The 26,951-nt window shown below is 39.3% G+C and carries 21 protein-coding genes and 1 riboswitch; of the genes, 10 read left to right on the top strand and 11 right to left on the bottom strand.

Annotation, left to right across the window (positions count from 1 at the left end):
* Positions 1–6: 6 nt before the first annotated feature.
* From CH377_RS02385 to CH377_RS02405, 5 genes are all read right to left on the bottom strand, one after another.
* Positions 7–1,149 (bottom strand): LIC13341 family surface-exposed protein, encoded by a 1,143-nt coding sequence (locus CH377_RS02385; RefSeq protein WP_100722227.1) that lies wholly within the window; start codon positions 1,147–1,149, stop codon positions 7–9.
* 56 nt (positions 1,150–1,205) lie between these two features.
* A complete protein-coding gene (locus CH377_RS02390) occupies positions 1,206–2,045 on the bottom strand; it encodes a DUF455 family protein (RefSeq protein WP_100722228.1) in 840 nt (279 codons plus the stop codon).
* Between the two features lie 2 nt (positions 2,046–2,047).
* Positions 2,048–2,629, bottom strand: coding sequence for an ATP-binding protein (locus tag CH377_RS02395; RefSeq protein ID WP_207797571.1), 582 nt, complete (start codon positions 2,627–2,629; stop codon positions 2,048–2,050).
* 78 nt (positions 2,630–2,707) lie between these two features.
* Positions 2,708–4,270, bottom strand: a complete 1,563-nt coding sequence (gltX, locus tag CH377_RS02400) for a glutamate--tRNA ligase (protein ID WP_100722230.1) — start codon at positions 4,268–4,270, stop codon at positions 2,708–2,710.
* Positions 4,257–5,207 (bottom strand): LIC_13346 family putative lipoprotein, encoded by a 951-nt coding sequence (locus CH377_RS02405; protein WP_100722231.1) that lies wholly within the window; start codon positions 5,205–5,207, stop codon positions 4,257–4,259. The genes gltX and CH377_RS02405 overlap by 14 nt, the downstream gene beginning before the upstream one ends.
* A gap of 227 nt (positions 5,208–5,434) precedes the next feature.
* Here CH377_RS02405 and CH377_RS02410 point away from each other — a divergent pair, with 227 nt between their 5' ends.
* From CH377_RS02410 to CH377_RS02425, 4 genes are all read left to right on the top strand, one after another.
* Positions 5,435–6,820, top strand: coding sequence for a DNA gyrase subunit A (locus CH377_RS02410; RefSeq protein ID WP_100722232.1), 1,386 nt, complete (start codon positions 5,435–5,437; stop codon positions 6,818–6,820).
* Positions 6,817–8,961 (top strand): toprim domain-containing protein, encoded by a 2,145-nt coding sequence (locus CH377_RS02415; protein WP_100722789.1) that lies wholly within the window; start codon positions 6,817–6,819, stop codon positions 8,959–8,961. Before CH377_RS02410 ends, CH377_RS02415 begins: the two co-directional genes overlap by 4 nt.
* 47 nt (positions 8,962–9,008) lie before the next feature.
* Positions 9,009–9,827 (top strand): SH3 domain-containing protein, encoded by an 819-nt coding sequence (locus tag CH377_RS02420; protein ID WP_100722233.1) that lies wholly within the window; start codon positions 9,009–9,011, stop codon positions 9,825–9,827.
* A gap of 144 nt (positions 9,828–9,971) precedes the next feature.
* Positions 9,972–10,808 carry an alpha/beta fold hydrolase gene (locus tag CH377_RS02425; protein ID WP_100722234.1) on the top strand — a complete coding sequence of 279 codons (837 nt, stop codon included), beginning with the start codon at positions 9,972–9,974 and terminating at the stop codon, positions 10,806–10,808.
* A gap of 39 nt (positions 10,809–10,847) precedes the next feature.
* Here the strand turns inward: CH377_RS02425 and CH377_RS02430 are convergent, their stop codons facing one another.
* Positions 10,848–12,188 carry a flavin monoamine oxidase family protein gene (locus CH377_RS02430; protein WP_100722235.1) on the bottom strand — a complete coding sequence of 447 codons (1,341 nt, stop codon included), beginning with the start codon at positions 12,186–12,188 and terminating at the stop codon, positions 10,848–10,850.
* A gap of 238 nt (positions 12,189–12,426) precedes the next feature.
* A riboswitch (adenosylcobalamin (AdoCbl) riboswitch) is annotated at positions 12,427–12,553 on the top strand.
* A 194-nt stretch (positions 12,554–12,747) separates the two neighbouring features.
* Here CH377_RS02430 and CH377_RS02435 point away from each other — a divergent pair.
* The 6 genes from CH377_RS02435 (at position 12,748) to CH377_RS02460 (ending at position 17,931) form a co-directional block, all read left to right on the top strand.
* A complete protein-coding gene (locus CH377_RS02435) occupies positions 12,748–13,269 on the top strand; it encodes a hypothetical protein (RefSeq protein WP_100722236.1) in 522 nt (173 codons plus the stop codon).
* 34 nt (positions 13,270–13,303) lie between these two features.
* Complete coding sequence (locus tag CH377_RS02440; protein ID WP_100722237.1) at positions 13,304–14,143, top strand: LIC_13355 family lipoprotein; 840 nt, start codon at positions 13,304–13,306, stop codon at positions 14,141–14,143.
* A gap of 67 nt (positions 14,144–14,210) precedes the next feature.
* Positions 14,211–15,254 (top strand): nicotinate-nucleotide--dimethylbenzimidazole phosphoribosyltransferase, encoded by a 1,044-nt coding sequence (cobT, locus tag CH377_RS02445; RefSeq protein ID WP_100722238.1) that lies wholly within the window; start codon positions 14,211–14,213, stop codon positions 15,252–15,254.
* Between the two features lie 55 nt (positions 15,255–15,309).
* A complete protein-coding gene (locus tag CH377_RS02450) occupies positions 15,310–16,122 on the top strand; it encodes an adenosylcobinamide-GDP ribazoletransferase (protein WP_100722239.1) in 813 nt (270 codons plus the stop codon).
* A complete protein-coding gene (locus CH377_RS02455; protein ID WP_100722240.1) occupies positions 16,107–16,748 on the top strand; it encodes a histidine phosphatase family protein in 642 nt (213 codons plus the stop codon). Before CH377_RS02450 ends, CH377_RS02455 begins: the two co-directional genes overlap by 16 nt.
* Before the next feature lie 94 nt (positions 16,749–16,842).
* Positions 16,843–17,931, top strand: coding sequence for a vWA domain-containing protein (locus CH377_RS02460; RefSeq protein ID WP_100722241.1), 1,089 nt, complete (start codon positions 16,843–16,845; stop codon positions 17,929–17,931).
* 4 nt (positions 17,932–17,935) lie between these two features.
* Here the strand turns inward: CH377_RS02460 and CH377_RS02465 are convergent, their stop codons facing one another.
* From CH377_RS02465 to CH377_RS02485, 5 genes are all read right to left on the bottom strand, one after another.
* Positions 17,936–19,594, bottom strand: coding sequence for a mucoidy inhibitor MuiA family protein (locus CH377_RS02465; RefSeq protein WP_100722242.1), 1,659 nt, complete (start codon positions 19,592–19,594; stop codon positions 17,936–17,938).
* A gap of 8 nt (positions 19,595–19,602) precedes the next feature.
* The gene (locus CH377_RS02470; RefSeq protein ID WP_100722243.1) at positions 19,603–21,708 is read right to left on the bottom strand and encodes a mucoidy inhibitor MuiA family protein; all 2,106 of its coding nucleotides are present in this window, start codon (positions 21,706–21,708) and stop codon (positions 19,603–19,605) included.
* Positions 21,709–21,826: 118 nt separating this feature from the next.
* Positions 21,827–23,119, bottom strand: a complete 1,293-nt coding sequence (locus CH377_RS02475) for a sterol desaturase family protein (RefSeq protein ID WP_100722244.1) — start codon at positions 23,117–23,119, stop codon at positions 21,827–21,829.
* A 136-nt stretch (positions 23,120–23,255) separates the two neighbouring features.
* Entirely contained in the window at positions 23,256–24,821 is a 1,566-nt protein-coding gene (locus CH377_RS02480) for an OmpP1/FadL family transporter (protein ID WP_100722245.1), read from the bottom strand.
* 270 nt (positions 24,822–25,091) lie between these two features.
* Entirely contained in the window at positions 25,092–26,942 is a 1,851-nt protein-coding gene (locus CH377_RS02485) for a chloride channel protein (RefSeq protein ID WP_100722246.1), read from the bottom strand.
* Positions 26,943–26,951: the final 9 nt, after the last annotated feature.

Genomic DNA, 26,951 nt, shown 5'->3' on the forward strand with positions numbered 1-26,951 from the left:
CGGCTATTATTTGGACTTTCCTCTAGATACCAAAGGTAGAGGATAACTTTTAAAACCTTGCTGGTCTATCTCCGTTTTTACAGAACTGAAATCTGTTGGAAGATTGATCGTATCTCTATAAGACTTGGAACTTGAGCGAATCAATAAATTCGGAACACCATCTTCTGCAGGAGTGTATTTGAAACGAACTCCGTACTTATGGTTCCTTGCCCAACCTTCTTTCGTAATTTCTAATAAAGGAAACTTAGAATTGATATATTTTTTTTCGAAAGAATATACGGAAGATCCGGGAGAATAATATCTCAACCCTTCTTTACCGGAATCAATCTCTACTTTTCCACCTTGAGGAAATGAAAGACTAATATATGTAGTTCCCGAATAAGATCCTCTGTTCTTGAACCAGATCACTACTTCGGATGCTACATCCTTTTTCCATTCGGCGGGAGCTTCGATACTTAATAGGCCTGGAGCAGCTACACTCGGAACATCAGGAACTAATTCCCATCCATTAAAATTAAAATTCTGAGCATAAGTGCGATTGTTCGGAAAAATGGTAAGATTCTTCTCTTCTTTATTATAAGAGAAATCGATACGTTTTGATTTTGCTAAAAATTGATGATCTTTTAAAGAAGCGAGTCCGTCCAAAATTTTCTCACCCTTACGGATCACATAAGGAACTGAAAAAAGACCTAAAGGAGGTTCTTCACTTAAAACTTCTAAAAAGAGAGAATTGAAAGAATCTCCGGGAAGTTCTTCCATTAGAATTCTTTTAACTACATAGCCGGATTCTTTTGTATTCTCATCTTCTCCCGCTTTCCAAGTAGAAGTTTTGGGATCATGGACAAAAGGGCCTATATTTAGAAGATTAAAACCTATCTTAGATTTAAGAGCCCATTCTCCGTTTTCTTTTTTGAAAACTGCAAGAATCTCTTCGGTTCCATTACGAACCAAAGAAAAGACTTCTAGATCAGGATCCTCGTCCAGGTTTCCTAATTTTTTGAGTACCACATCAGGGCTTTTTTCTTCGGACTCTGGAATGGTTAGGGAAATGATCTTGGAATCAGATGGTGTTTTTGAATTACAAGCAATGAGAAAAATGAATACTGAAAAAAGGATCAGTACTCGGAAAAAAGAAATGAAACGAAACATATTCTGAACTACAGCTTCTTTCCAAGAAAAGCAGATGTCTATCGATTTCCTGGGTTCTAACCAGCCCCCATACCGAATACATTTTTCACGATCCTAGCATTTGTAGTGCCGTCGTATTCGTCCGTATAAGCTCCTAAAGCCTCAGCAAACTCAGTCGATAATCCCGCCTTGGTCCTTAGCTCCGGAAAATATAAAAATCCCTTTGCCCTTCTGGGAGTGAATGGATGAGTCAAAAGGTCCAGATATTTCTCCCATTGTTGGTCTTCAGAAATTCCATCCGAAAACACTACCTTGACTCCCCTCTTGACATGTCTGATCTCATCATCATGAACGATCTGCATGATATCTGCTCTCTTTTGGTCCCCAAATTTTTCGAAAGCCTTTTGGTAGATCATAGAAAAATCTAAATTGGCTCCTTCGAAAGAAAGAGCCATGATCGCAAAGAACTTTTGCAATGATTGCATATTAGGGGTTTGTTTCCAGAAGATATAATTAAGAGGACGATCTCCCAGATCCATTCCCCATTCTCGGATCGAATTTAAATAAAGTTTCAGATGTTTTTGTTCTTCCAAAATTGTTTTGTACAAACTTTTACGAACAGAAGAAGGAGCATTCTGAAATTTTAATATGGCCCATGCGAATATCTCTACAGCCATCAGTTCATGATTTGCAAAATGATGAAGAGAAAGTATTCTGTTCTCCTCGGAATTCAAATGTTCTACCCGAGGCATTTTTGATTTTTTGTCTGAGAAAATTATTTTAGATGATCTTTCCGGTCTATCTTTCGGAACAAAATTTAGCCAAAGAACATCTTCCGGCATTTTGTTCGGAGAATATAACTTATCCTCTAAATTGGGGGAACTTAAAAGAAATTGAGCGTATTCGTTAAGGGTCAAAGTCAGTGTTTTTTGGAATCGAATGCTAATTCGATAATGGACCCACGAATACTGGAATCAGTTGGGTCTGAGGAAATTCTTCCTTCTTTACAATGATACATGATCTTTACGGAGTCCATTAAGGATTGCATGATAAGTAAACCTTTACCTAAGTTTCTATGTTGGGTAAGCTTTCCTCTATTAGGAAGCACCTCACATTTTCCTTCTTGGTAAGTTTTTACTTTTTTTAAGAACTCTTGGAGAGAAGAAGGTTTAGCTTCCATCACCTGCTCTTCTATCTTTTCTTTTTTAAGACCGGAACCATAGTCCACAATCCATAAAGTGAATTTAGAATTATCTACGATCCATCTACAAATGATCGTTTCTTCCGAACTAGAGTTATAATTTGCTGAGATTGAGTTGGTAAGTGCCTCATCCGCTGCGAGCTCAATCTGCTGGATATCTTTAGAGATAAAAGTATTCTCTTCTAAGGATTGACGAAGTGCTCTTCTGAACTCCCGAATGCTAGCTAAGTCAGGAGGCAGGAACATAACGTACGAACCCGAATGATGCCTAACCAAAAGTGAATCGGCCGTATCCCTCATTTCTTGTCTGAGAAGTCCTCTTGTATATTAATACAGACCGAAAGGGGGGTTTTGCAACAAAAATCCCCCGAAAAAATCCTAAGGTAAAGAAATTCCTACTTGTACCGAGATTTTCTCTATTCGTTTGAGTAGCTTTTCCTTCCCTAAGAGGGGAAATAGGATAGGTAACTCCAGTCCGTGAGCTTTTCCTGTAGCGGAGACTCGGATCGGCATGAATAGGGTCTTTCCCTTTTGGCCGGTCTGCTCTCCCGTTTGGGTCATTAAAGCCTTATAATCCTCATCGGTTTTAGGATCCGATTTTTTTAATAATTCGTAGAATGTTGAGACAACTTTCGGAGAAAATTCTTGGGAAAGAATTTCTTTCGCTTCTCCATCCTCAACTTTCAGGTCGGATACGAAAAATTCCGCAATATAATCAGGTGCCTGGCGTAAATTATCCAGATACACTCTAACGCTATCTACTAGAGAATGTAATTCTTTGTTTTTTGGATCTCTATATTCCGCCGGAATATCCGTTCTGTTTTCTAAAAATGGAGCCAGACTATCCGCCACCTTTTGGATCGGAAGTTCTCTAATATATTTATTAGAAAGCCAATTCAATTTAGATTTCGGGTTCATCGCTTCTGCGATCTGGTCCAGACTGGAGAAATTAGTCGCAACTTCTTCATCTCCACCTTTCGGCTTTTTGAATACGTCAAAGGTAGAAGGTGATTTGGAACAACGATGTACATCGAATGTTTTAGGAAGAATATCCCCAGGTAGATATTCCTGACCATCAGGCGAGGTCCAACCAAGCAAAGCCATATAATTCAGGAATGTCTCAGGTAAATATCCTAAATCACGAAATGCTAATATAGAAGTAGCTCCAGCACGTTTGGACAATTTTTTACCGTCCATTCCTACGATTTCGGAAGCATGAGCAAACTCAGGAACCGGGAAACCCAATGCCTCATAGATCAGGATCTGACGAGGTGTATTAGAAAGGTGCCCCACTCCACGGATCACATGAGAAATTTTCATGAGTCCGTCATCCACAACCACGGCGTAATTATAAGAAGGAAAACCATCTGATTTTACGATGATGAAGTCACCGATCAGTTTTGTTTCGAACTTCACTTTTCCCTGGATGATATCGTCAAAGATCAGAGTTTTAGAAGGAGTTTTGAAACGAACTGAATAAGGAGTTCCTGCTTTCAGTTTTTCCTGAACTTCTGCTTCACTCATGTTCGCATGAAGTCCATCATAAACGTATGGAACTCCCATTGCCTCCGCCTGTTTTTTCTTTGCTTCTAATTCTTCTTGAGTGCAGAAGCAGCGGTAAGCTTTTCCTTCGGAGATCAACTTTTCAGTATATTCTTTATAAATAGAGATCCTTTCGGATTGTACGTAAGGACCGTAAGGGCCCCCTACATGAGGACCTTCATCCCATTCTATCCCTAACCATTTTAATGATTCAAGGATGGTTTTAAAAGATTCTTCGGTGGATCTGGCTTGATCCGTATCTTCTACCCTTAATAAAAATTTTCCGCCTTGGGCTTTGGCGTATAAGTAATTGAATAAAGCGGTTCTAGCTCCGCCCACATGAAGGAAACCGGTAGGTGACGGTGCAAACCTGGTTCTAACTTCCTTATTTTCTGGCATTGTCGTAATCTTTTAAGAGGATGATTGGATAGTTCTTCAAATCGGCCGAAGCAGTAAACGGAATATTATTCGCAGCATCATAAAAATGTAAGGATACGAATTCTTCCTTTCTCTTTTGTTTCCATTGGGATACGTTCTTTGAAGATAATAGATCTTCGGGAAGAATTCCCCAAGCCCAACGATATTCACCTTCTTCTCGGAATGTCCAAACCGGAAGTCTACCTTCTACCATGTTTATGTGTTGGAATATTTGGTTCTTATAATCGTAGTCTGCGTAAGGAAAACTTCTTCCACCCGGGCTCGTATAATCAGTGCTCAAACTAGTACGACTATTGCGAACATTCTCCCAATGTAATTCTACATTCTTGCCTAAACTTCTGTATTCTTTAGCAACCCATACGATCCCTGATTGGGAAAAATTATATAGGATACCCCAATCGGAAACACTGAGTTGTTTAGGAGGAGGAATCTGTATACCGGATTTAAAACCTTCTCCTTCCCAATTCCATGAAAGAACACCTTGCGGATGAAAGGAAATATGTTTAGGATTAGAAGACTCTCCTTCTTCTAATCTAGCTGAACCTGAGAATAAGGAAGCCTTAAAACTCAATTTAGGAAAAACGATTCCTTTAGGAAGAGTAATATGAAAATCTTCTTTCGTTTCCCAAAGATCCACTTCTCCAGTCCAAATTTTTTCCTTAGAAGATTGAGTCTGCAGTACTAGATATCTGAGATGGCCGGGTTGGTTCCGAAAAGATTCAGAACTTGCAGGGATCGAACTGATATTAGTATAGATCCGAATACCGGGAAGATCAGAAACTAACGGTTTTTCTTCCGTCCATTCCGTCAAAAGAGAACAGGACATTAAAAAAAACAAATAGGTCAGACCTAGTGAGAAGAATGTTGCTGTGAGATAAGATCGAGACTTCGGTTCCAAAAAAATACAGCCGGAAAAAGAGGATTTCTTGAAAAACTTCCCGTTTTCATCCGAATCTTCAAGGAAAAACCGGGAAATTTTCTTTCCTTATCGGTGTTTCCCAACGAGAAAGTAAGAATTACTGCAACTTAAGTCGATTTCTTCCTAAAAAGTATGTACGAATTCAGGTAGTACGTTAAAAGGTTGACAGTAAAACCGTCCTAAAATCCTTTGGCAATAAAAGTCCCATGAAAGATTCCAATAAATCAGGCAAAGAAAACTTCCCTAAAGTACCATTTGAGGACCAAGTTAATGACGATCAGAGAAAATACTCTCGATATGTCTGCGACTCCCGGGCAATTCCTCACGAAATCGATGGTTTAAAGCCCGTCCAGAGAAGAATTCTTTGGGCAATGTGGAATTCAGACGCTCGTAACCGTTACACTAAGACTGTAAAAGTAGCGGGACTTGCGATGGGATATCACCCTCATGGAGATAGATCCATCCAAGATGCCCTTTCTCAGATGGCCCAAGATTTTACATTCGCAAACAACCGACCTTTAGTTTCAGGAGAAGGTACTTTCGGAGACGTTTTGGATCCGAGTGCAATCGCTTCTCCTCGATACACTGAGGTAAAACTTTCTGACTTCGTAAAAGATCTAGGATTTTTCGAAAGTTTACCTGATATAGATTATGTTAAAAATTATGACGAAACAGAAGACGAACCAATTCACTTCGTAGGAAAAGTTCCTATCGTTCTTCTGAACAATATTATGGGAATTGCAACCGGTTTCCGTTGTTTTATCCCAGGCCATAAACTTTCTGCAATCATCAACTCGCAGATCAATTATCTCAAAACCAAAAAGCCTCTTCCTTTAAAACCTTGGTACAAGGATTACAAAGGTGAAGTGAAAATGGCTAAGACCGAAGCGGGCAATATCACAATGACCACTACCTTCGGTTTTACTTGGGAAGGAGACACTCTCTATCTTACAGACGCTCCAATGAACTGGAATAGAGAGAAGGTAATCAATCTTTTAGATGATATTCTAGAAAGAAAAGATTCTTGGCTGAAAGACTATGTGGATCATTCCAGCCAAACATTCCGTATAGAGCTGAATTATAAAAAAGGTGAAAAACCTAGCGCGAAAGAGATCTCAGCAGTAATCTCCAAAGAAGATACTCAGACTCTAGCAAACAACGTGATCACTTATGACGGTCGTCTTAAAAATTTCGGACCTGAAGAGATCATCAAACGTTTCTGTGATTTTAGAAAGACCCACTTGATCCGAAGATTCAAACGTCTTGCAGGTTTGGAACAAGAGAAGATCGAAAGAAACTCTGAATTGATCCGTTTCATCAAGGAAAAGTGGAACGAAAAAGTAATCGGCATCAAATCCAAAAAGGATTTCGAAGATAAACTTCAAAAATCGAAATTCGTGTACTACGAATGGTTAGCTTCTATTCCAATCTATAGAATGACTTTGGAAGAAGTTCGCAAATGTGAAGAAGCAATCGTAGAAGCAAAAACCGCCCTTTCCAGATACCAAGGGCTTGTGAAAGAAGATAAAAAATTAACAGAATTCATGGTCGGAGAATTAGCCGAGCTGAAGGATAAATGGGACAAGGAATGAGCACTGCTAAAACCAAAACCGAAAAGAAGCCCGCGACCGGAGGGGAACGGAACTTCAAAAAACTCTCCAACGTAGAACACGTAAGGATGAGGACCGGAATGTGGTTGGGGCAAAACTCTGCGTCCACATTCGAGCAGCATTTTTTCCGTAAGAACAGCGGCAATTTATACGAGATCGTACACGAAGAATTAGAGGATGTTCCTGCTAAATTGAAATGTCTGGACGAGGCTTGTATGAACGCGGTAGATGAGTACCGCAAAAACCAAAAGGACAAGGCCATTCCTGAAAAGGATAAGATGTCCAAACTGATCATCCAACTTTCTTCCGACAAAAAGACCGTAACAGTTGCTGATAATGGAAGAGGAATCCCTGCAAAAAATGCGGAAGGTGTATATCTGCATTTAATGTATGGAGAGAACTTTGACGACCACGTAAAACAAGATCACGTTGCGGGTCAGAATGGTGTGGGTATTTCTTTAGTAAGAATGGTTTCTTCTTATTTTAAAGTAAAAACTACTAACGATGGTAGCACTTTCAAAAAACTATTCACTATTCACGAAGACGCAAAGAAACAAATCCGTTCTTATAAACTTTCTAAAGAAGATACCGAAAGAGCTTTCTTATATTTCGATGAGCATGGAAAATTCGACGATTGTCCTCTTCTGACAAAAGATCAGATCGAAAAGTTAGTTCCGATCAGCAAAAAAACAAACATGATAGAAGCGATCGAAAAAGCTCCTAAAGAAGATCATGGAACCGCCGTCGAATTCGAACTCAATCCAAAATATTTTAATAACTTGGATACTTCCTTCAATGTAGATCTGATGAAACAGTATCTGCAGGATATCGCAATGACCAATCCTGGATTGGAAGTTCAGTTTGTTCATAAGGGTAAGAAGGAAAAATATAAGTTCAAAAAAGGTTTGGATGAGATATTCTCCCATTCAGATCTGACTTATTATAAAATGGATTATAATGCTCCTGCTGCCGGATCCCAATTACATCTGGAAGCTTACTTAGTAATCGGTCAGAACAAAAACCTAACTTGGGTAAACTCAATCTTTGCTCCTCAAGGTGGTTCCGCTATTGAGTATCTGGAAAACAGGCTTTGCGACGAAGTCCGTAAAAAAAGCCAGATTGTTTCTTTAGAGAAAAAACTCAAAACAAGCTGTACTCGTAACGACGTAAGAAACTGCTTTCACATGTATGTGAACATGAGGTTATTAAATCCTCGTTTTAAATCTCAGGATAAGTCTTATCTGATCAATGATTTGAATGAAGACATTCGTAATGCGGTAGACAAACACTTAGATAAGTTTATTAAAAAAACCGGCTTATTAGAAGAAGTGAAACTCCAAATGGAGAAAAGAACTCAGCTAAAAGCTTTTGAAGACGCACAACGCGGACTTAAAAAAGCAAGTAAGATGAATATTCCTAAACTCATGCCTCCGACCGGAAAACCAAACGATCCGGGCAGAGTATTATTTGTTGCAGAAGGAGACTCTGCGATCGCGGGTCTTCGCCCTGCAAGAAATCCTAAACTTCACGGTTTGTTCCCTTTAAGAGGAAAACCTATGAACTGTAAGGGAGTTTCTCTTGCGAAAGCAATCGCAAACGAAGAGTTAAAAAACATCGTTGCGATACTCGGTCTACCGTTAGATCAAAAAGTAAAATCTATCGAAGAATTGAATTATGATAAAGTAAGTATCATTACAGATGCAGACTTTGACGGATACGCAATTCGTTCCCTGATGCTTTCCTTCTTTTACGAGTATTGGCCTGAACTTTTTGAATTAGGACTTATTCATATATCCAGCGCTCCGCTTTATGAGGTGGATATTAAAGGTGGAGATTCCAAAAAGACAGAGACTATATTCTGTATAGACGATAAAGATTATGATGCTCTTGTTAAACGAGTGGAAAAATCCGGCGGTCAGATCGTCCGTAAAAAAAGGAATAAAGGACTTGGAGAGACCGGAAAAGAAGCAATGAAGTTTGCGGTAGATGAGTGTATGACGAAGATTACCATCGGCAATAAAAAAGAAGCTTCTAAGATCCAAAACCTTTGGTTTCACAAAGACTTTGCAGAACAAAGAAGGGATGCGATCTCCGAATATGCAATGAGCGTTATCGAAGATTAATTTACAATAATTGTCTTTTCCTCGAAAAACCCGGATATTATTTTAGAATGAAAATGATTTCCGGGTTTTTTCATGTAAGATTACCTAAGCCTCTTGCAATTGCTTTATTATTTTACTTTTTTATAACGCATTACCCTGTCTCATCTGAACCAGAAAGAAAATTACAAACTTTATTCGTAACAGCAGATGTTCTAAACGTTAGGATTCGCCCAGATAAAAAATCAGATAAAATCGGAATTCTTCCGTTCGGTAGTAAAATACAAGTAGAGAGAGCTCAAACCTTCGAAATACAAAATGGAGCAAAAATCTATTGGTACTATTTTCCGGAAATAAACGGATATGTGTTCAGCGATTTTTTATCGGAAACGGAACCCGCTTTGGGAAAGAAAAAAGCGGTTTTGTACAAATTTTACGGGGATAGATGTGCATTATATAACAAACAAAGAATGACATTGTATGCAAATACAGTCGATCTATATATCGATCAGCAAGAAGAAGGTGGCAGCTGCTCTACCGGCTTACTAAGAGGAAAATATACTTTCCGACAAAATGCATTGGTAATCTCAGGTCTAAAAGGAATGGGCTTAAAAGATCACTGCCCTTCTTTTGATGACAATAAGACTAGCATTCAAGAGTTAGAGAAACGTTTATTAACTATCTCTAAAATAAAAGGAGATTTAATATTGTATTATGATCCGGTCTTAGATGGTTTCGTAACTGAAAATTTCGCTCAAGATATGACTTCTAATGGATGGAAAATCAATAAATCCAAATGTTCTTTTGAAAAATACTCCGAATGTAAATATTCTGAAAAATTAATTTTAGAATCTGAGGGTTATTTTTGTTTTACGGAACATTCTTTATGAACAATAATCTTTTCCCTGCGAAAATTTTAACTATCGCCTGCCTTGATCGCAGAACAGCCTCTACAAAAAAATAGATTTAAATCGCAAGAATCGGGTCGAGCCCTCTTCACTTCTCAGTTATATTTCTTTCTTAGGAGAAAGAAAATGTCACAGAAGATAGAAGATACAAATTTGCTACAAGCCAACTTATCCGAAACTCTTAAGTCCAAAGGAAACGTACTTCTTATACACGGAATGTGGTGTAGAGGATTACATTTATCGCAAGTGCAAGAGATCTTAGAAAAAGAAGGTTATACTTGCAAATCTATAGATTTACCTTTACACGAATCGAATGCGGATTTGCGAAAACTTTCCAAATTAGGAATTTCAGATTATATAGATTATCTAGAGAATACCGTAAATCGATTAGGTTGGAAAGAGCCTATTTTATTAGGTCATTCTTTAGGAGGATTACTCGCACAACTTCTAGCGACTCGAATCAAAACAAAAGCTTTAATATTGATCACACCAGTACAACCAGGACAAATTAGCGGACTATCCTGGACGGGTCTAAAAACGGTTTGGGAAATTCTAAGAACTCCTTTCTTTTGGAGAAGAACGAATCTTTTAAGTAAAAATAAATTTGCATACGGAATTTATAATACTTTAAGTGAATCAAAACAAAACGATCTGTATCCAAGTTACGTTTCCGAGTCAGGAAAGATAGCATTCCAAACATTTTTACCGTTTCTTACCTTGTCTAGACCTACCTGGATGGATTTCAAGAAAGTCCAATGCCCAGTATTTGTAGCAACTACAGGAAAAGATAGAGTTACCCCGCCGAAGATTGGTCGTAAGATCGCATCTAAATATTCTAATTCTAAACTGAAACTTTATCCGAAGCTTTCTCATTGGGCTATTACGGAAGACGGAATCGAAAAAATTCTACTCGATGCAACCAGTTGGGTCCAAGAGGAAACACAAATGCCTAGGAAAAGTTAGAACAGACAGTAAATGATTAAAATTCGGAAAACTTTCTTACTATACTAAATTTACAGCCTTAATCGCAGAACTCAATGCGGCTTCTACTGTGCCGGTAATTTCTCCGGTATGTTCTCCCGCAAAGAAGATACGATCAAATGGTTTTCTTAGGATGATCTCCGATCCAAAACTTCCTGGTGGAAATTCTGCAACCCCATTCGGAACGTAATCTTTTTTAGGTTCCGTAAAATAGAATCTTTGGATTTGCAAATCCTTCTTCAAACCAAGACGTTCCAGAGTAAGACGAATATATTCTACCTTTTGGTCTTGATTGGCAGAATCGAATACGGAAAATCTGTCCCCGCTCGCGATCACTCCTAAAACCTTATCTGAAGTATCAGGCTTGGTACCTGCATCATATAAAAATTGAGCCGCTGCATCGGAGTGAACTGCAAAAGGAGAAGATTCCCAAGGGGATTCTTTTAATACCAAAAACAATTTATAAATTTGAGAATAACGAACTCTTAATGCTGCCAGAAGTTTTTCTTTATCCAGACCCGGATTCCATTTTACATTAGAGATTTGGTTTGCAGGTAAAGTGCAGATACAAGTAGAACCGTTAAATTTTCTTCCAGAAGCAGTAGTTACAGTAACTCCAGTAGAATCTTGGTCTACAGAAAGAACCGGATCTGAAAAAACAAACTCTGTGTTTTCTATATTCATCACCAAGGTTTTGGCGATGTTTTCCATTCCACCTTCTATTTTGCTATTCCTTTGAGGGAATTGTGCAAGATCGCTCAAAACTTTTTCAGCAGATAGAACTCGGATACTATCTCCATAATGAAGAGAAAGTTTATGACCGAGTAGAGTCAGGTCTTCCTGGCTAACTCCTTGATACGCCAAATAATTATAAATGCTAATACGATCTAATGCCTGCTGCTGTGCAGTATCTAATTTAGAATTTTGTGATACTAATTTGCTTAAGATCTCTTGGGATTTAGAAGAAAGTTCCCAGCTGCCGGCCTTCTTATAAATTCCTAAAAATAGATCCGGAACCAAAGGAGAAGGTTGTAATTTTAATCCTAATTCTCTAACTAAACTGCGAACAGTTTTATCTTCGGAAGAAACCCATTCAGCTCCTAAGTCCACAACATGGCCGGAAGGATCTTGTATGGATCTAACTCTTCCTCCTACTCTATCTGTGGCTTCTATCAGAGTTACCTTACTTCCCGTTTTTCCTAGGATGTATGCAGAATAAAGTCCGGAGAGCCCGCCGCCAAGTATGATTACTTTTTTTCCAGAGTTTGTATTCTGAGCGGATAAATTTCCCTTACGACTTCCCAACAAAGCTGCGGTAGTTAAAATTCCGGCTTTCAGAAAAGTGGATCGGGTAATTTTCATTGGATTCCTCTTGGAAGTTTTATTAGAACTCTCTCTTCTATTTTCGGTTTATGAAAGATCTTTCCCGAATTTTTTGCGGACTAGAATATCTCATCGATGTGAAATTATGTATCGAATCCTTTCTAATCGTTCTTATACTTTGAATATAGTCGATTTATCCTAATAATGCAAAGAATAGACGGTCTCCGTATCCTTATAGTTTTTCCCTTGCCAGCGGAAGTGCTAAACCAAAACCTGGAATTACGCTTTCAGGGAGGAAGTCGGGTGAAATTCCCGCGCTGACCCGCAACTGTGATGTCCGTTTTAAACGGAATAAGCCAGATCTTCCCCGCGATACTTTAACCTCGAGGTTGGGGGGTATCGTAAATCTCGCTCTTTAGCGCATCCGCGCTTTCTGCGATGGGGCCCCGAAAGCTAAAATGTCGGGGCTCTCGAACGGAAAAAGAAAACCACTGCAAATACGAAATCGTTCTGATCTTTTTATGGTCGATGATCGACTAACGTTGTTTTGCTATTGTTTTCTTTTTCTGCGATATCCGGCAGACATCAGGAGAGAAAAATGAGAAAATTCAGGACAAAAGCGATAATCCTACTATTCGCTTTATCATTAATCAACACAGCTTGTTTCGAAACGGAAAAATCAGAGTCCGATAATAGTGCGATCATCGCTGCATTGATCCAAGCAAATTACATCGAAGTCGGTGGTTCTTGGCAAATAGGCTATTATTCTGGTGGATCTGATGGAGGAGTTTTCGGTACTGCTGCTATAACGGCTCAGTCTTGGATCGAGCAGGGAATGCAGAAATTAACTATCGTTGAGATAGATAATGCTAATAGAAAACTTTATTATCAAGCATCAGCTGACGATTCTTCCAACCCTAGCAAATACGGAAGAATAGACTGGACTGCCATTCATAGCAATTCTTGTCCTTCGAGTGCAAGTCGCTGTTTCGAATATTGCCAAATCGTTTATGGAAAAAATACTTTAGCAGAGGCAAAAAGTGACCCGGCTACAAGCAATCCTTCTGCAATTAAGACGAACGGTTGCAACGGATTCGGCTATAATTATATGATTCCATAATCAGATCTTGATAACTAAAGGAGAGTCACAGCGTATGAAACAAATAAGTAAATTTGCGTTTTTTGGAATGCCTATTTTATTCTTTCTCATTAGCTGTGACGGCTCCGGAAGTAGCACTGATCTAACTGGATTATTATTGACCGGTCAAAATTCGATCTCGAATTCAGAAAGTTGTCCACCAGGAACAATAGACCCGGGATATCTTTTAGCAAATACTGTGGTTAATGCTCCTGGTAGTAATCCTAGCATTCGATATAAAGATCCTGAAAAAGCGATCAACGGCGTTTGTGGAGGAGGACAGAACTCAGGTGGTATAGATGTTTATACAATAGGTTCGACCGATCCGAATAATTTTCTGATCCTTTCTTGGAATGGAGCAACCGTGACTAACGGTGCAGGCGTAGACTTTATTGTTTTCGAAAATGGTTTCCAACAACAAGCTTCGATCAATTATTTTATAGAACCGATAATTGTAGAAGTGAGTTTGGACGGGACAGATTATTGCGGATTCAATCCTCAATATACCGGAGCCGCAAGCCCTGCTAGTTTAAACCCTGCGGATTGGATACGATTCGGAGGAGCAAATCCTGTACTCTGGAATATGCTTACGAATCCCCTCACTCCTGAAGAAATTTTTCCAGATCCGTTCGTTGCAACCGCAGGTGGAGACTCGTTCGACCTGGATGATCTAGCAGTGGATGCTCGATTTGCAAACGGATGCGATTCTACAGTGCTTTCCAATATACAAACAAATGGGTTCAAATTTATTAAACTATTGAATGCGAAAGGACAATCAACCTTTCCTACTCCTACAGGAAGTTTTGACGGAGGCCCCGATATCGACGGAGTCATTGCAAAATCCGTAACTCCTTGACCTAAAACTGAACGGGATCTTCTGGTCTTTTTCAGTTTAATATTAAAATTTTAACAAGTGAAAACAAATGATCCGCCCAAAAGATGTACACCAATTGAACTTAGATAAATTATTACGTAATAAAATTGATACCAAAACCAAGCCATTAGGCGCCTTGGGAAAATTAGAAGATCTTGCCTATCGAATCGGCACGATCCAAAACACAGTAGATCCCGTATTATCCAATCCTCATTTATTAGTATTCGCTGGGGACCATGGACTCGCAGATTCAGGAGTTTCCGCATTTCCGAAAGAAGTTACTTACCAAATGGTATTAAACTTTTTGAATGGAGGAGCGGCAATCAATGTGTTCTGTAAACAACATGGGATCAAATTGCTGGTTATAGATTCAGGAGTTTCCGGCGACTTTGAACAGTCTCATCCGGATTTTATATCTGCAAAAATAGCTGCCGGAACTAGAAACATTCTGAACGAACCGGCAATGACAAGAGAAGAATGTGAAGAAGCGATTCGTATCGGTGAAGAGATTGGAACTACCAAAGTCCCAAAAGATTGTAATATAATCGGATTTGGAGAGATGGGGATCGGAAATACTTCCAGTGCCTCTCTACTCGCTTCCGTATTTTTGGATCGTTCCGCAGAAGATCTTACAGGAAGAGGAACGGGCTTAGATGACCAGTCTTTAGAACGTAAGAAAAAGATCCTGGCCGAATGTAGAGCAAAACACCAAGTAAATCCAAAAGATCCTATTGAAGTTCTCTCCAAGTTTGGAGGTTTCGAGATTGCGATGATCTGCGGAGCAATGCTTTCTTCTTATAAAGAAAATCGTTTGATCCTGGTTGATGGTTTTATAGCAAGTTCTGCATTCTTAACCGCTTCTAGAATTGAACCTAAAATTGTTCGCAATGCTGTCTTTGCTCATAAATCTTCCGAACAAGGTCATAGATTGATCCTAGAATTTTTTGACGCAAATCCTATCTTAGATCTTGGGCTTCGATTAGGAGAAGGGACTGGATGTGCGCTCGCTTATCCTATCTTAGAATCCGCATTAGCATTTTTAAGAGAAATGGCAAGTTTTGAATCCGCAGGTGTTTCCGAAAAAAAAGACTAATCGCGGATCAAATTCTCGCTGCCTGATTCGGAGGAATGAATAAGTTCGTCTTTGTATGTTTGGATTTATCCGCAAAGAACTGATCATTTTTCTTTCCTCCGTACGTTATAATACTCGTATCATTGTTCCGTCTTGGGTGGAACATTCGGACGAATATCTCAATTCTTCTTCCAGATATTTTCCTTTAGTAGGATGGATTGTTGGAGCTACAACATGGTTCGTTCTATGGGTCGCCGATCTTTCTTTGACCTGGGAGATTAGCATCGTTTTAGCAATGGCAGTTTCCGTTTTAGTTACCGGGGCCTTTCATGAAGACGGATTTACTGACGTATGCGACGGATTCGGCGGAGGATGGACTAAGGAGAAGATCCTAGAGATCATGAAGGACAGTAGGATCGGTGCCTTCGGAACGATCGGAATCATACTCGTTCTTCTTCTTAAATTTGTATGTTATAAATCTTTAGAAGAATTTTCTATAGAGGTATTATTCATCACCATACTATCCTCGCATTCTTCCAGTAGGTTTTGGGCATTATTCACCGCAAAAACTCTTTCTTATGTAAGAGAAGACCAACTCTCGAAAGCAAAACCTATTATCCAAACTTTAAAAACTTCTAATGTAATTATTGCCGGAATTTGGGGATTAGCTCCTTGGCTCGCATTCTTTCATAACGAGTATCTTCCTTCGGATAGAGTTTTTGGGTTTTTATTATACCCCTTCCTTTTACAAACATTCGGATATGTATATCTCAGAAGTTTTTACAAAAAATGGTTGGGGGGATATACTGGAGATTGTTTGGGTGCAGTCCAACAGGTTACCGAACTATTATATCTGATTGGGATCGTCGCCGCATGGAAATCTTTTTAGTCAGACATACCACTCCTGAAGTAGAGCCAGGAACTTGTTACGGTAAATCGGATCTAGGACTTCCTTTCAGTTTTGAAAAAGAAGCGGAGAATGTTTTGAAACTTCTTCCCGAAAAAGTACATTCAATCCGAACAAGTCCTTTATTCAGATGTTATAGTCTGGCAGAGTATATAAGCAAACATCTGGAATCAAAATCGAACAATCCCGCTTGGAAAGTGGACTCGAACATCCAAGAATTAGATTTTGGCGATTGGGAAGGACGTTTATGGGAAGACTTACCAAGATCGGAAACCGATTCATGGATGGAAGATTTTGTAAACAGAAGACCTCCAGGAGGAGAGACCTACTCTGAATTAAAGACCAGAATCTTAAAATCTTGGGAAGAATGTCTTCAAGAAGCAAGGTCTTGGGAAAATCTGAAAAAGGAAGAAGGGGAATCATCCGAATATAAAACAATCTGGGTCAGCCACGGCGGACCAATCCGATGTTTGTCATCTATCGTGTTAGGTTTTCCCCTAGAGAATTCGTTCCGATTAGTTTTAGAATATGGATCCGTTTCTTGTATCAAGATACGATTTGGAGAAATCGAATCTTATCCCCAGCTTGTTTATTGGAATAAGAAGTAAACCCTCTTAGAACTAATAAGACATAAACTAAGTAGCTAGATCACTAAGGTGTTTTTATTTTTATCCGATAAGGAATATAGTATTCGAATCTCTCATGTTCATTTTCAGAAATTTCAGATACAGATCCATTCTTTATAATGAAATATTAAAGTATATTCTTATCATATCTTTACTCCTCGGTCCTTCTTTTCTTATTTCTGACACATCGCCTGAGCTCGCAGTACCAGGGCAGCCTGAAACAGCAAAACTATTCATTCTAGATGCAAGTGGTTCCATGAACGAATATCTTGGAATTTATCAAAAGGTTCATCTGGCAAAAAAGTATGTTCGTCATTATGTGGATAAACTTCCGGAGGAAACTGAAGTAGGTTTTATCGCTTATGGAAATCGCCTCCCTGGTTGCCAATCTTCCAGGCTTTATCAGCCATTAGAAAAAGGAAATCGTCCCGGTTTTCAAAATAAACTTTTTGGTCTGACTCCTTCCGGCGCCACCCCGCTTGCAGAATCTATCAGGATTGCTGGAGATTATATTGTTCGTAGAAAATCTCCAACTGATTTGATCTTAGTGACTGATGGGATAGAAAGCTGTTACGGAAATCCGGAAAAAGAGCTCCAGGTTCTTCAACAAAAAGGTATAAATTTCAAAATGCACATCTTCGGTCTGGGATTGAAACCCGAAGAAAAAAGAGTCATGCAATCTTTGGCCAAAACAGGAAATGGAAAGTATTATAACGTAGGAGAAGATAGTGATTTCTTTCTCGCGATGGAAGATCTTTTAAAACAAGAACCTCTGCCTAAAAGAATAGAACCAGAGCAAGAAAAGCGCAAACCTAAGATTAGGATCATAGGAATCGAAAAAAATCAAACAGATTCCGAAGAGAATTTTTATAGAGTAAAGTTTGTTTTTGAGAACTCAGATTCTGATAATCAATGTGTACTCTTAAACTTGAAAAGAAAAAGTTCTAGTTCTTCTAAAATACAAAACTGGAATCCCCAAAGAGCTTCTGAACCGGAAAGAGTTGAACGAACAGAACAAATCTGTTTCCAAACTAGAAAGGGAGAAGGAGAATTTCAGATCTATGCTCCAGCACATCTTCCGTTAAACTTGGAACTGGAACTTTGGGACACAAAAAGTATCCCAAGTCCAGTAGACAAGAGTGGAGAAAAAAATCTAACCGACTAAAATCTTAAAAGGATCTTAGAAAATCCAAGTTTTGGTGATTCGGATAAGTTACCTTATATTCTAACTTGATCTCTTTTTTCCCGGAAGGCGGGATCACTAAGTTCCATTCAATAATCCCAGAGTTAGCACGATATTCCTTGGAACCTGGAGTACTTGTCTCCTGATTCACTTCTACCTTTACGCTTGCCGATTCGGAAATAGGGATCTGCTCTCTTACGATCACGGTTTTACTTTCTTTGCCGAAATTTTCCAAACTTAGATAAACTTTCTTCTCCATCACTTTTTGAGTAGAGATAAGTCCTTCTTTTGTTTGGTTCCAATCCTTTCTATAAGAAAGTCTTAAACTGCCCTCTGTTCCAAGAGAGACAGAAAGATTTTCTTTCGGAGAAACATAAGAAACTTTCGTTCTTCCTACAAGCCCTGAACTTCTGAACAAAGAAACTTCCCCAGGAAGAATCGGAAATTCTCCCATGTTTTGAAATTCGGCTTCCAGCAAAGGAAATGGTTTGTATCTAGGAGAAGCCACAGTTTTCACTTGGATAGGCGCATTAAACGATAACATTTCGAATTTTCTGGATTCTTTTTGTGAAGCTAAAGTAATCGTTTTAGGAAGCCTGAACAAAAATCCGCTTCCTCTTTCGCTAGAAGGAGAAGGCTCTTCCGTGGCAGGGATATTGGATTCCTCATTAGGCATTTGAGCGGCGCCGACCGCTTGAGTCTGGTTAGTGAGGATTTCCTGCTTGGAGTCCACTTCTACATCAAATAATCTTAATGGACGAAGCCTGTCTCTCCTAAGAGATAGATCCGGTCTGGTGGTAGAAAGTAAAAGTTGCACTCCCTTCCAATCTTCTCCAGATTCTTGTCGGATCTCTACTATATATTCCAACTTTGCTTTACTCAAAGAATCATCCGCAGTTAAAATATAAGTAGGTTTCCAATCAGCGCTTGGAACCAAATAACTCAAACGAAGTTCTACACTTTTAGCCTCTGAACTTGTGTTTACGATCTGGACCCAAGTTGTGCGCGTACTTTTTTCCGCTTGGGATAATAAGAGTGAAAGTTGCGCTCTTGCTTCTTCCAACTCGGTTTGGACCTTACGTTTTGACTTTTCTAATTTCTCCCAAGAAGCAAAAATAGAAACAGCCTCATCTCTGGTTTTTTTAAGATACGTTCCCCAATTTTTTCCATCTCCTTCTACCCTTCCGTATAAAAGGTTACGGCCCACAACATCCGAGACCTTTTTTCGCATCTCGGATAATAGGTCCTTTTCTGCTTTTAGATCATTCTCTTTGGCTAATATACTTTCCTGCTCCTTCTCTAGCTGTTGCACTTTTTTCTGGAGTTGCGCAACCTCCGGATTAGAAGCGGCAGTACCTTCTTCTTTCCAAGTCCTAGAACCTGTGACCTCTACTTGAGGAGAGGTTACCGCTGCCGTTAAGGTTTCTTCTAAAAGAGAAACCGGAAGGTAGGAGATTTCGATCTTATTCGTTCCAGGTTCTAATTGTATTCTTCCGGATCTCAAAATTTGAGCCGTTCCCTGATGGACAGTCACCTCTTTAATAGGAAGACTAAATTCTTTTCCTAATATTGGAAAAGAAGCCAAAAGAAAAATAAATGCGAATTTCGCGACTGATGAATACATTAAATTTTTATAATTTTTCATAATAAACCTCAATAAGAATCAGAACCTGAAGTTTCTCTTAGGATATTGTCTGCAGGGTAAGAGACAGTGTATTCGAATTGAACTGTTTTACGTGAGTTTGCACCGATCTCAAACTCGTAAGTCAAAATTCCATCGTCTGTTTTGGATTTTGGCGTATCAGCACCCACGGACCATTCCACTTTTACACTATCATCGTTTGTGTAAGGAATACGATCGATCAGGCGGACAGGAACTGCTCTACGCTTATTGTTTTTGATAGAGATCGTTACTCTATAACGGATATTTTTTTTGCGCGAAATGATCCCGGACTTATCATCCAGTTTTTCTTGCTTTCTTTCCACCTTGATATCCCGATCTGGTCCGAGTTCCATTTTGATTTCTTGTCCAGGTTTCAGAGTGGAGACAGTAGTTGTTCCAAGAAGATTTTCCCCAGAGTAAATTTCCAGAGGACCTGCAAGCAAAGGTTCCCTTTCCGTATTCGAAGAAACCACATTTAGAAAAACCCCATCGTTTGTAAGCGGAGAAGTTTCGTAGCCTGGGCGAACAGTGATATTCCTTTTGCGAAGAAAGACTCGATTCAATGTGCGATCAGAGGGAATTTTTTCTCTAGACTGAGCAATATATCTGAAATCAAATCCTTCGGAAGAAATTCCTGGAGCAATCAATTGGTTGGAATATTTTTTGTCCGAACTTAATTGAGAAGATCTATTTAAAAGATTTTGCACTTCGTTTTCTAGATCTTTTAGTTCTTTTCTGGAACTTTCTCTTAGACCCGAAAATCTACGAAGTGCTTCCTTACCATATCGAATAGATTCTTCGTAAGATCCTTGGTCGAAAGAATATTTTTGGCTCGCAAGTTCTCCTTGCAGTCTGTTCATATTCTCTTCTACACGAAGTGAATTGGATCTATCTTTATAATTTCCTTCTATCAATTGCCGAGATTGTAGCAAAGGACTATCATTCTTTTCTTGGTATTGGACATCGTCGATTCTCTCTTCCGCTTTACTTCTCTGAGATATCTTAGGCGCAGGCGCTTTTTTCTTGGATTCCTTTTTAGTCTGAATCATAGCGCCAGCGTTTGCAGAAGGTTTAGAAGGAGCGTTATATTCCTTATCAGCTGGAGAATAATCCTCGTCTTCGGAATATACCGCTACTTCTTTAGAAGCGATCCTGTATTCTCTATATTCAGGTAAATCTATATCTTGGTTTGGATTGGCTGTGGAAAATTCTAATCGAACGTTTTTCCAATCTTCTCCCGTTTCATTCCGGACTAATGCATGCCAACCTAACTCTGCCTCTTGTCCGTTCGAATTCAATTCTAATGTATAACGAGGAAACCAGTTTGCGCCTCGAATCAGATATTTATATTCAAAAGGAAAAATATTCGGAGAATCCGATTCCACATCTAATCGAATTTCTTTCCTGCGGAGTGTATCACCCTCTGCAAGATGAGAGATCTTAGTGGTAACTATATAAAATTCTTCTCGGATACGATCTAACTCTTCTAATTTTGCTAATCTAAGTTTTGTATTGTCTTCCGCTAGTTCAGCATATGTTTTACGGAAAGAAGAAAAATTTTCTGAATCGATCTTCTCCACTACTCCGTCTTGCTCTCTGATCGCAGGTTTAATGGACTTGATAGAAGCTTCCCAATCCAAAAGGTCCTGAACTTCTCTAGACTTTGTACTTAAAGCTAAGAGCAGACCTTCTTTCCTTTTTTCTAACTCTTCTGCTTCTTGGGATTTTTTTCTTCTAGAAGCTTTTTCCGAGACACGTATCCCTTTGATCTTAAATTTTTTATTCGGATCAGTAAATGTGATGATCACACTCTTGTCCAAAGAAGCGATTGGAACTTCTCCTAGTAAAACTTCCGAAACTCCTGCGGGAAGTTTGACCTCCGATTGCCTTGTAACGTAAACCAGATCAGAATACAATAGAACGGAATCAATTCTTGCATAAGAGACGGAGACAGGGGATTTAGAGGCCCTCTCCTCTTCCGTAATGGCTGTAGGAGTATCACTTGCAGAAGGGTCGGATTCTTGGGCGTAAAAATTAGTCCCCAGCAAAATCAGAAAAGATGCTGCAAGAACCGAGGAAGAAAAACGGGAAATCATAGGTTCTATGTGGATACTTGCCGAAACATAGTTCGTCAATTTATTTTCACGGCCATAAAAAAAGCGCCTTCGTTGAAAAGGCGCTTTTGGCTCTAAAAACTAGCTCAAAAATCCGGAACTAAACTGTTTTAGGCGTGTATCCTTTGATGCTAAAAAACCTTTTTTGAGAAACCAAAAAGCCTCCCAACACAAAGAATGAGATCAATGCAACCTGCTTCATTAGCTCAGGAAGATATTGTAAAGTCGCTACAGGAAGAACAGCAGTCAATTTTTCCACATGAGTAAAATCGAAAGGATACACATAGGTCAGCGTAGCGATAGAAGCCAGACGAATCAGCTCAGAAACAATCCCTGAAGTTTTTAGTTCGAAAATGGCACCTATATTCCAAAGAGTCCAAAGCACATAAAAACCTAAGACACACATTTCGAATAAAGGTAATTCTTTTTTGAATTCTAGATAAACCATAGAAGCTCCCAACCCGAAGAAGAACTGAGTGATGGAATATGCTAATAATGTATAAGGAATATGTGTATTAAATTTTTGATAAGTAGCGCGATCTATCTCCGGAGGAACTACTGATTCTCCCAGATCTTTTGGCTTCCAACCTGGAGGTTTTATCCAAACTAAAAATTTATCCTTCCAATTTTTGGTTTTCCAAGAAAGTTGAAATAACTCTTCGAAATAATGGAACTGTGTCCAAACTGGACTCCAAGTTTGCATAGGTTTTACAATCCCGAAAATAGGCTCTTCTTCTTCCTCTTTATAGGAGCCGAACATTCTGTCCCAGATCGCAAATGTTCCTGCGTAATTTTTATCTATATATTTAGGATCTCTTCCGTGGTGTACTCTATGTTGAGAAGGAGTGTTGAACACCCATTCGAAAATTCCCAATTTAGGGATCGCCCTAGTATGAAGCCAGAACTGATAAGCAAAATTGATCTGGATACAAAGTAGGAACATGATAGGTGGAAACCCCATCAATGCTAAAGGAAGATAAAAAGGAAGGGAGAATGTATTTTGAGTGACCCCTTGTCTTAAAGCCACTGTAAAATTATAATCTTCACTTTGGTGGTGAGCCACATGAGAAGCCCAGAAAATATTGATCTCATGCCCGAATCTATGATACCAATAATAGAAAAAATCCGCCAGAACGAAACAGAACACCCAACCTACCCAAGAATCGTTTGAAATATTCAATATTCCAAATTTTGCATATACCCAGGAATACACTGCCATCAATCCTAGAGTGATAAACACTGTAAAGATCTGCATAAAGATCCCAGCTGAAAGATTATTGATAGAATCCTTAAAACGATAGAATGGTTTGTCGCCAAACACAGAATAAAGTAGTTCAACGACTACCAAAACGAAAAATACGGGAGTGATCAGTTCAATTATATTCTTTTCCATCTCTATTACCGAGTTTCGACTATCTCTGTAGCGATCATTCGGTCAAGAAAAAGAACCGAGGCGGTTTTTGAATTCCGCCTCAGATGGAGCTATTAGATAACAGATGTTATTTTATTTCCCCAGAAAGGAGAAATGATTAGAAGAATAAGCTTACGGAGAAGTTTACGGACCAGATATATCCGCCGTAATTATAGCTTGGATTCCTTTCTGTAGGGAAAGTTTTATTGATCTCCACACTTTTCAACTGTTGGTTCGTGATTGCTAAATCAAAAATTACCGGATTTTTCAATCTGTCTTTCAAGAATGCAAAGTTCCTTCCATTGAAGATATAGGAAACCCCGACGGAATAGATCATACGATCATTATCCATCCAGTTGTTTTCTCCAGTGTAATGAGGAACAGGACTAGGTCGTTTTCCGATACCTCCTCTGAACTTCAAGAAAGGGCGGAAAGCATACTCTGCTCCCAAACGAACGTTGGTTGTATCATTGAAATTTAGAGGCTCGGAATATTTTTCCTTAATTCTAGAAAGTTTATATAAACTCCAAATCTCTCTGTTCACATCCACGTTTAATAAAAGTTTTTCTGTAGGTCTGAATCCGATACCGTAAGACCAAACTCTTGGGTTGTACTGATCCAACAAAGCCAGATCGAAATCTAATTGGATCCCTAAAAGAGTAGTCTGGGCACGAGCAGGAATCGGGTCCGCAGACAAATATGTTTCTCTTTTATACGAAACCCCTGCACTCCACTTACCATAAGTGAATTGAAGTCCATAAGTAGGGTTAATAATCGGTTTTAAAGTTAGAACTACTTGCGAATTTGCTTGTACAGGATCTGGAGAGATCGGAACATCTTTTAATAAGATCGCACCGGAACCACCTGCAAGTGCAGTGATACCAACTCCGGCAAAAAGACGATCTTTCCAAAGTTCAACACCGACCCCAGCCATGATGGTAGGACGTTCATTACTTTTTCCTGATTGAAGGTATCTAGGAACTGTCGGGTTTTGATCGTTCACCACCATCAAGTTTCCGGAAGCAGGAACGATTGCATTCAATCCGAAACGGATGGTTCTACCTATATCGAAAATTTCGTTTAGGTTCATTGTAAAACCCAAACCAACATAACTATCGTCAGGGTTCTTAGTGTTCTCGTTCTTAGGAGCGTTGTTCTTTAATGTAGGATTCGCGTAAGTCCCTAAAAAAGACACTTCATGATAAGGACGGTTCGGGCGGAGAAGAGGTTGATAAGTGAACATCCCCTTTCCCATATTCGCAAAGCCGTCTCTGAAATTAAACCAAGCTCTTTTGTACCATTTATCCGGAGGTGCACCGGCTTCGGTTTGAGGCTCTGTGTTAAGCAAAGGACCTTCCTGAGGAATAGGATTCCCATTTGCATCCTTAGGAACTTCTCCGTTAGCTGCCGCTTCTTTATCTTTTTCTTTCTGTTCCCATTGAGCGATGAACAAATCTGCTTCGTTCAATCTTCCTAAACCGGCAACGTTATAGAAAACCGCAGATGAGTTATTAACCGTAGCGGTAACTGCACCCGCCATCCCGGCTGCACCCGCATGGGCGCCATAAATATCCCCGTAACTACCGGCAGTCAGCTCAGATGTGCCGACTCCTAATATCCCCAAAACTGCGAGAATAATCCTCGACCCGGAGATAATTTTTTGACTAGAAACTCTGTTTCGCATTTTCCTTCCTGCTTTGAACCAATTCCATAACTTATCCTAGCCCATCTAGAATTGGCTGATCTCTTTATTACACATCAGTTATTTTTTAAAAATTTTCCGTATCTTAGCGGAAAGGTCAAAATTGTCCACTAAAATCAAAAAAAGAGCCCTTGGTCATTTTTATCCATAAAATAGTAAAAATAGCCAAAAAAAGAAGATAAATATTGATTATTGTAAAAGAATGAACGCTACATATATTTTTAGGTTTTAAAGAAGGACCAAAAATCCAATTTAAGCGCCTGAAACCGGCTTAGTGGACCGAGTCTTTTCAAAATATATCGAAATAATGTCAGCGTAACGTAAATAACCCAAATATTTTCCATTCTCTCCCACAGGAATCTTATCCATCCCCATATCCAAGAGAGTTTTAAATGCAGTTGCTAGGTTTGTTCGAACGGAAATCGGCAGAATTGATGTGTCAGTCACATCTTTCACAAGGATCAGATTCTGAGTGAGATCCCTGCCTTCTAAAAATAAGCGGCTTGTACGTAAGGAAATCATTCCGAAGTAGTTTCCATTTTCTTCCAGAACGATATAGTCGCTTGCATTGATCTTCAACGCTTCTTCTTCCAACTGAGAAAGGAGGGTAGAAGTTTTAACCTCTGCAATATTTCTAAGTTTGCCCCGGATATCTTGGATGAGGATACCTTCTAATAAATCACGATTCATATCCCAGTCATGAGCTGGAGATTGGAAGCGAGTGTTCTTCTGGCTTTTATACAAATTCAATTTATGAGAAAGGACAAAAGTGGTGATCGAAACAATCATCAAAGGTGGAAGAAGAGAATAACTCCCTATTATCTCGCAGATCATCACCATTCCAGCAATTGGAGCACTCGCTATTCCCGCATAAAATGCCCCCATCCCCACAAGCACGAAAGAAGCGACAGATACTTGGTAGCCCAAGACTAATTTTGCAAATGTTCCAAGAGCTCCTCCTAACATCCCGCCTATAAATAAAGAAGGACCGAACATTCCGGCAGATCCACCACTACCGATCGTAAATGAAGTAGTAATAATTTTTAAAAAAGCGAGTAGTAGGAAGAAGATTATGATCTGCAAATCCTGAGTTAGATAAGAAGTGTAATTTGGAAATTGAAAACTGCCTTCCAATACATCTTGTAAAACGCCTGCTCCAGTCCCGAGTACTTCCGGCAGAAAATAACCGATGATACCTACAGGGATTCCACCTAATGCAGGTTTTAGCCACATTGGAAGTTTCAAAGACTTAGACCATTCTTGTATGAATTGAAATACCTTAATTAAAAAGGCTCCGTTCAAATAACAAACAATCCCTAAAAACAAATAAAAGATAAGTTCCTTATACTCTATAAATCCTATCTCAGGAACCTTATACACGGAACCGAACCCATTAAAAGAAGAATATGTTAAGAATGCTGTCACGGAAGAAATGATACATGGAACCAATGTATCACTTTCTATATCTTCCCTGTATACCATCTCAACGGAAGTTAACGCACCTCCTAAAGGAGCATGAAAGATTGCACCAAGCCCACCTGCAGTTCCCGCGAGTAATAAGGTGCGTCTTGCTCTTGCTCCTGCCTTAGTCAAGTTTGCGACCAAGGAACCGAATCCTGCACCAATTAGAGAGATAGGACCTTCTTTACCTCCGCTTCCTCCGGAAGATAATGTGAATATAGTCGCGACTGACTTGATTAAAGGGACCTTAGGATCTACTTTACCTTCTTTATTATGAAAAGAATCGATCAGCGAATCTGTTCCAGTGCCGGCTGAATCAGGAGAAAATTTCCAGATAACTAAACCTGCGATCAAACCTCCCAAAATGGGAAGAACCAGAAGTGCCCATCTTCCTAAAAAGATATACGTGATCGGCTCGAGAGAAACAAAATACTCTCCACCTGAATGTGTATTATGTAAACCTGATATAGATTCTAAAGAAATGTATTCCGCCCAGGCAAGCGCCCTAGAAAATAGCAGGGCTCCTAAGCCGGAAACGATCCCTGTCAGAACACAATATAAATATAAGGACCTTCTGCCCTTAATTGTGAAATAAGATGAGATTGGCCTTTGCCGGAATTCAGCGTAGATATTTCCGAACATAAAGGATCT

Source organism: Leptospira haakeii (genome assembly GCF_002812045.1).
Classification (GTDB): domain Bacteria; phylum Spirochaetota; class Leptospiria; order Leptospirales; family Leptospiraceae; genus Leptospira_B; species Leptospira_B haakeii.

Coding starts and splice junctions, on each gene's coding strand:
- CH377_RS02415 (WP_100722789.1), top strand. CDS start 6,817: ATGAGCACTGCTAAAACCAAAACCGAAAAGAAGCCCGCGACCGGAGGG.
- CH377_RS02455 (WP_100722240.1), top strand. CDS start 16,107: ATGGAAATCTTTTTAGTCAGACATACCACTCCTGAAGTAGAGCCAGGA.
- CH377_RS02395 (WP_207797571.1), bottom strand. CDS start 2,629: ATGAGGGATACGGCCGATTCACTTTTGGTTAGGCATCATTCGGGTTCG.
- cobT (WP_100722238.1), top strand. CDS start 14,211: ATGATCCGCCCAAAAGATGTACACCAATTGAACTTAGATAAATTATTA.
- CH377_RS02425 (WP_100722234.1), top strand. CDS start 9,972: ATGTCACAGAAGATAGAAGATACAAATTTGCTACAAGCCAACTTATCC.
- CH377_RS02470 (WP_100722243.1), bottom strand. CDS start 21,708: ATGATTTCCCGTTTTTCTTCCTCGGTTCTTGCAGCATCTTTTCTGATT.
- CH377_RS02475 (WP_100722244.1), bottom strand. CDS start 23,119: ATGGAAAAGAATATAATTGAACTGATCACTCCCGTATTTTTCGTTTTG.
- CH377_RS02460 (WP_100722241.1), top strand. CDS start 16,843: ATGTTCATTTTCAGAAATTTCAGATACAGATCCATTCTTTATAATGAA.
- CH377_RS02420 (WP_100722233.1), top strand. CDS start 9,009: ATGAAAATGATTTCCGGGTTTTTTCATGTAAGATTACCTAAGCCTCTT.
- CH377_RS02435 (WP_100722236.1), top strand. CDS start 12,748: ATGAGAAAATTCAGGACAAAAGCGATAATCCTACTATTCGCTTTATCA.
- CH377_RS02410 (WP_100722232.1), top strand. CDS start 5,435: ATGAAAGATTCCAATAAATCAGGCAAAGAAAACTTCCCTAAAGTACCA.
- CH377_RS02480 (WP_100722245.1), bottom strand. CDS start 24,821: ATGCGAAACAGAGTTTCTAGTCAAAAAATTATCTCCGGGTCGAGGATT.
- CH377_RS02465 (WP_100722242.1), bottom strand. CDS start 19,594: ATGAAAAATTATAAAAATTTAATGTATTCATCAGTCGCGAAATTCGCA.
- CH377_RS02385 (WP_100722227.1), bottom strand. CDS start 1,149: ATGTTTCGTTTCATTTCTTTTTTCCGAGTACTGATCCTTTTTTCAGTA.
- CH377_RS02450 (WP_100722239.1), top strand. CDS start 15,310: ATGTTTGGATTTATCCGCAAAGAACTGATCATTTTTCTTTCCTCCGTA.
- CH377_RS02430 (WP_100722235.1), bottom strand. CDS start 12,188: ATGAAAATTACCCGATCCACTTTTCTGAAAGCCGGAATTTTAACTACC.
- gltX (WP_100722230.1), bottom strand. CDS start 4,270: ATGCCAGAAAATAAGGAAGTTAGAACCAGGTTTGCACCGTCACCTACC.
- CH377_RS02485 (WP_100722246.1), bottom strand. CDS start 26,942: ATGTTCGGAAATATCTACGCTGAATTCCGGCAAAGGCCAATCTCATCT.
- CH377_RS02440 (WP_100722237.1), top strand. CDS start 13,304: ATGAAACAAATAAGTAAATTTGCGTTTTTTGGAATGCCTATTTTATTC.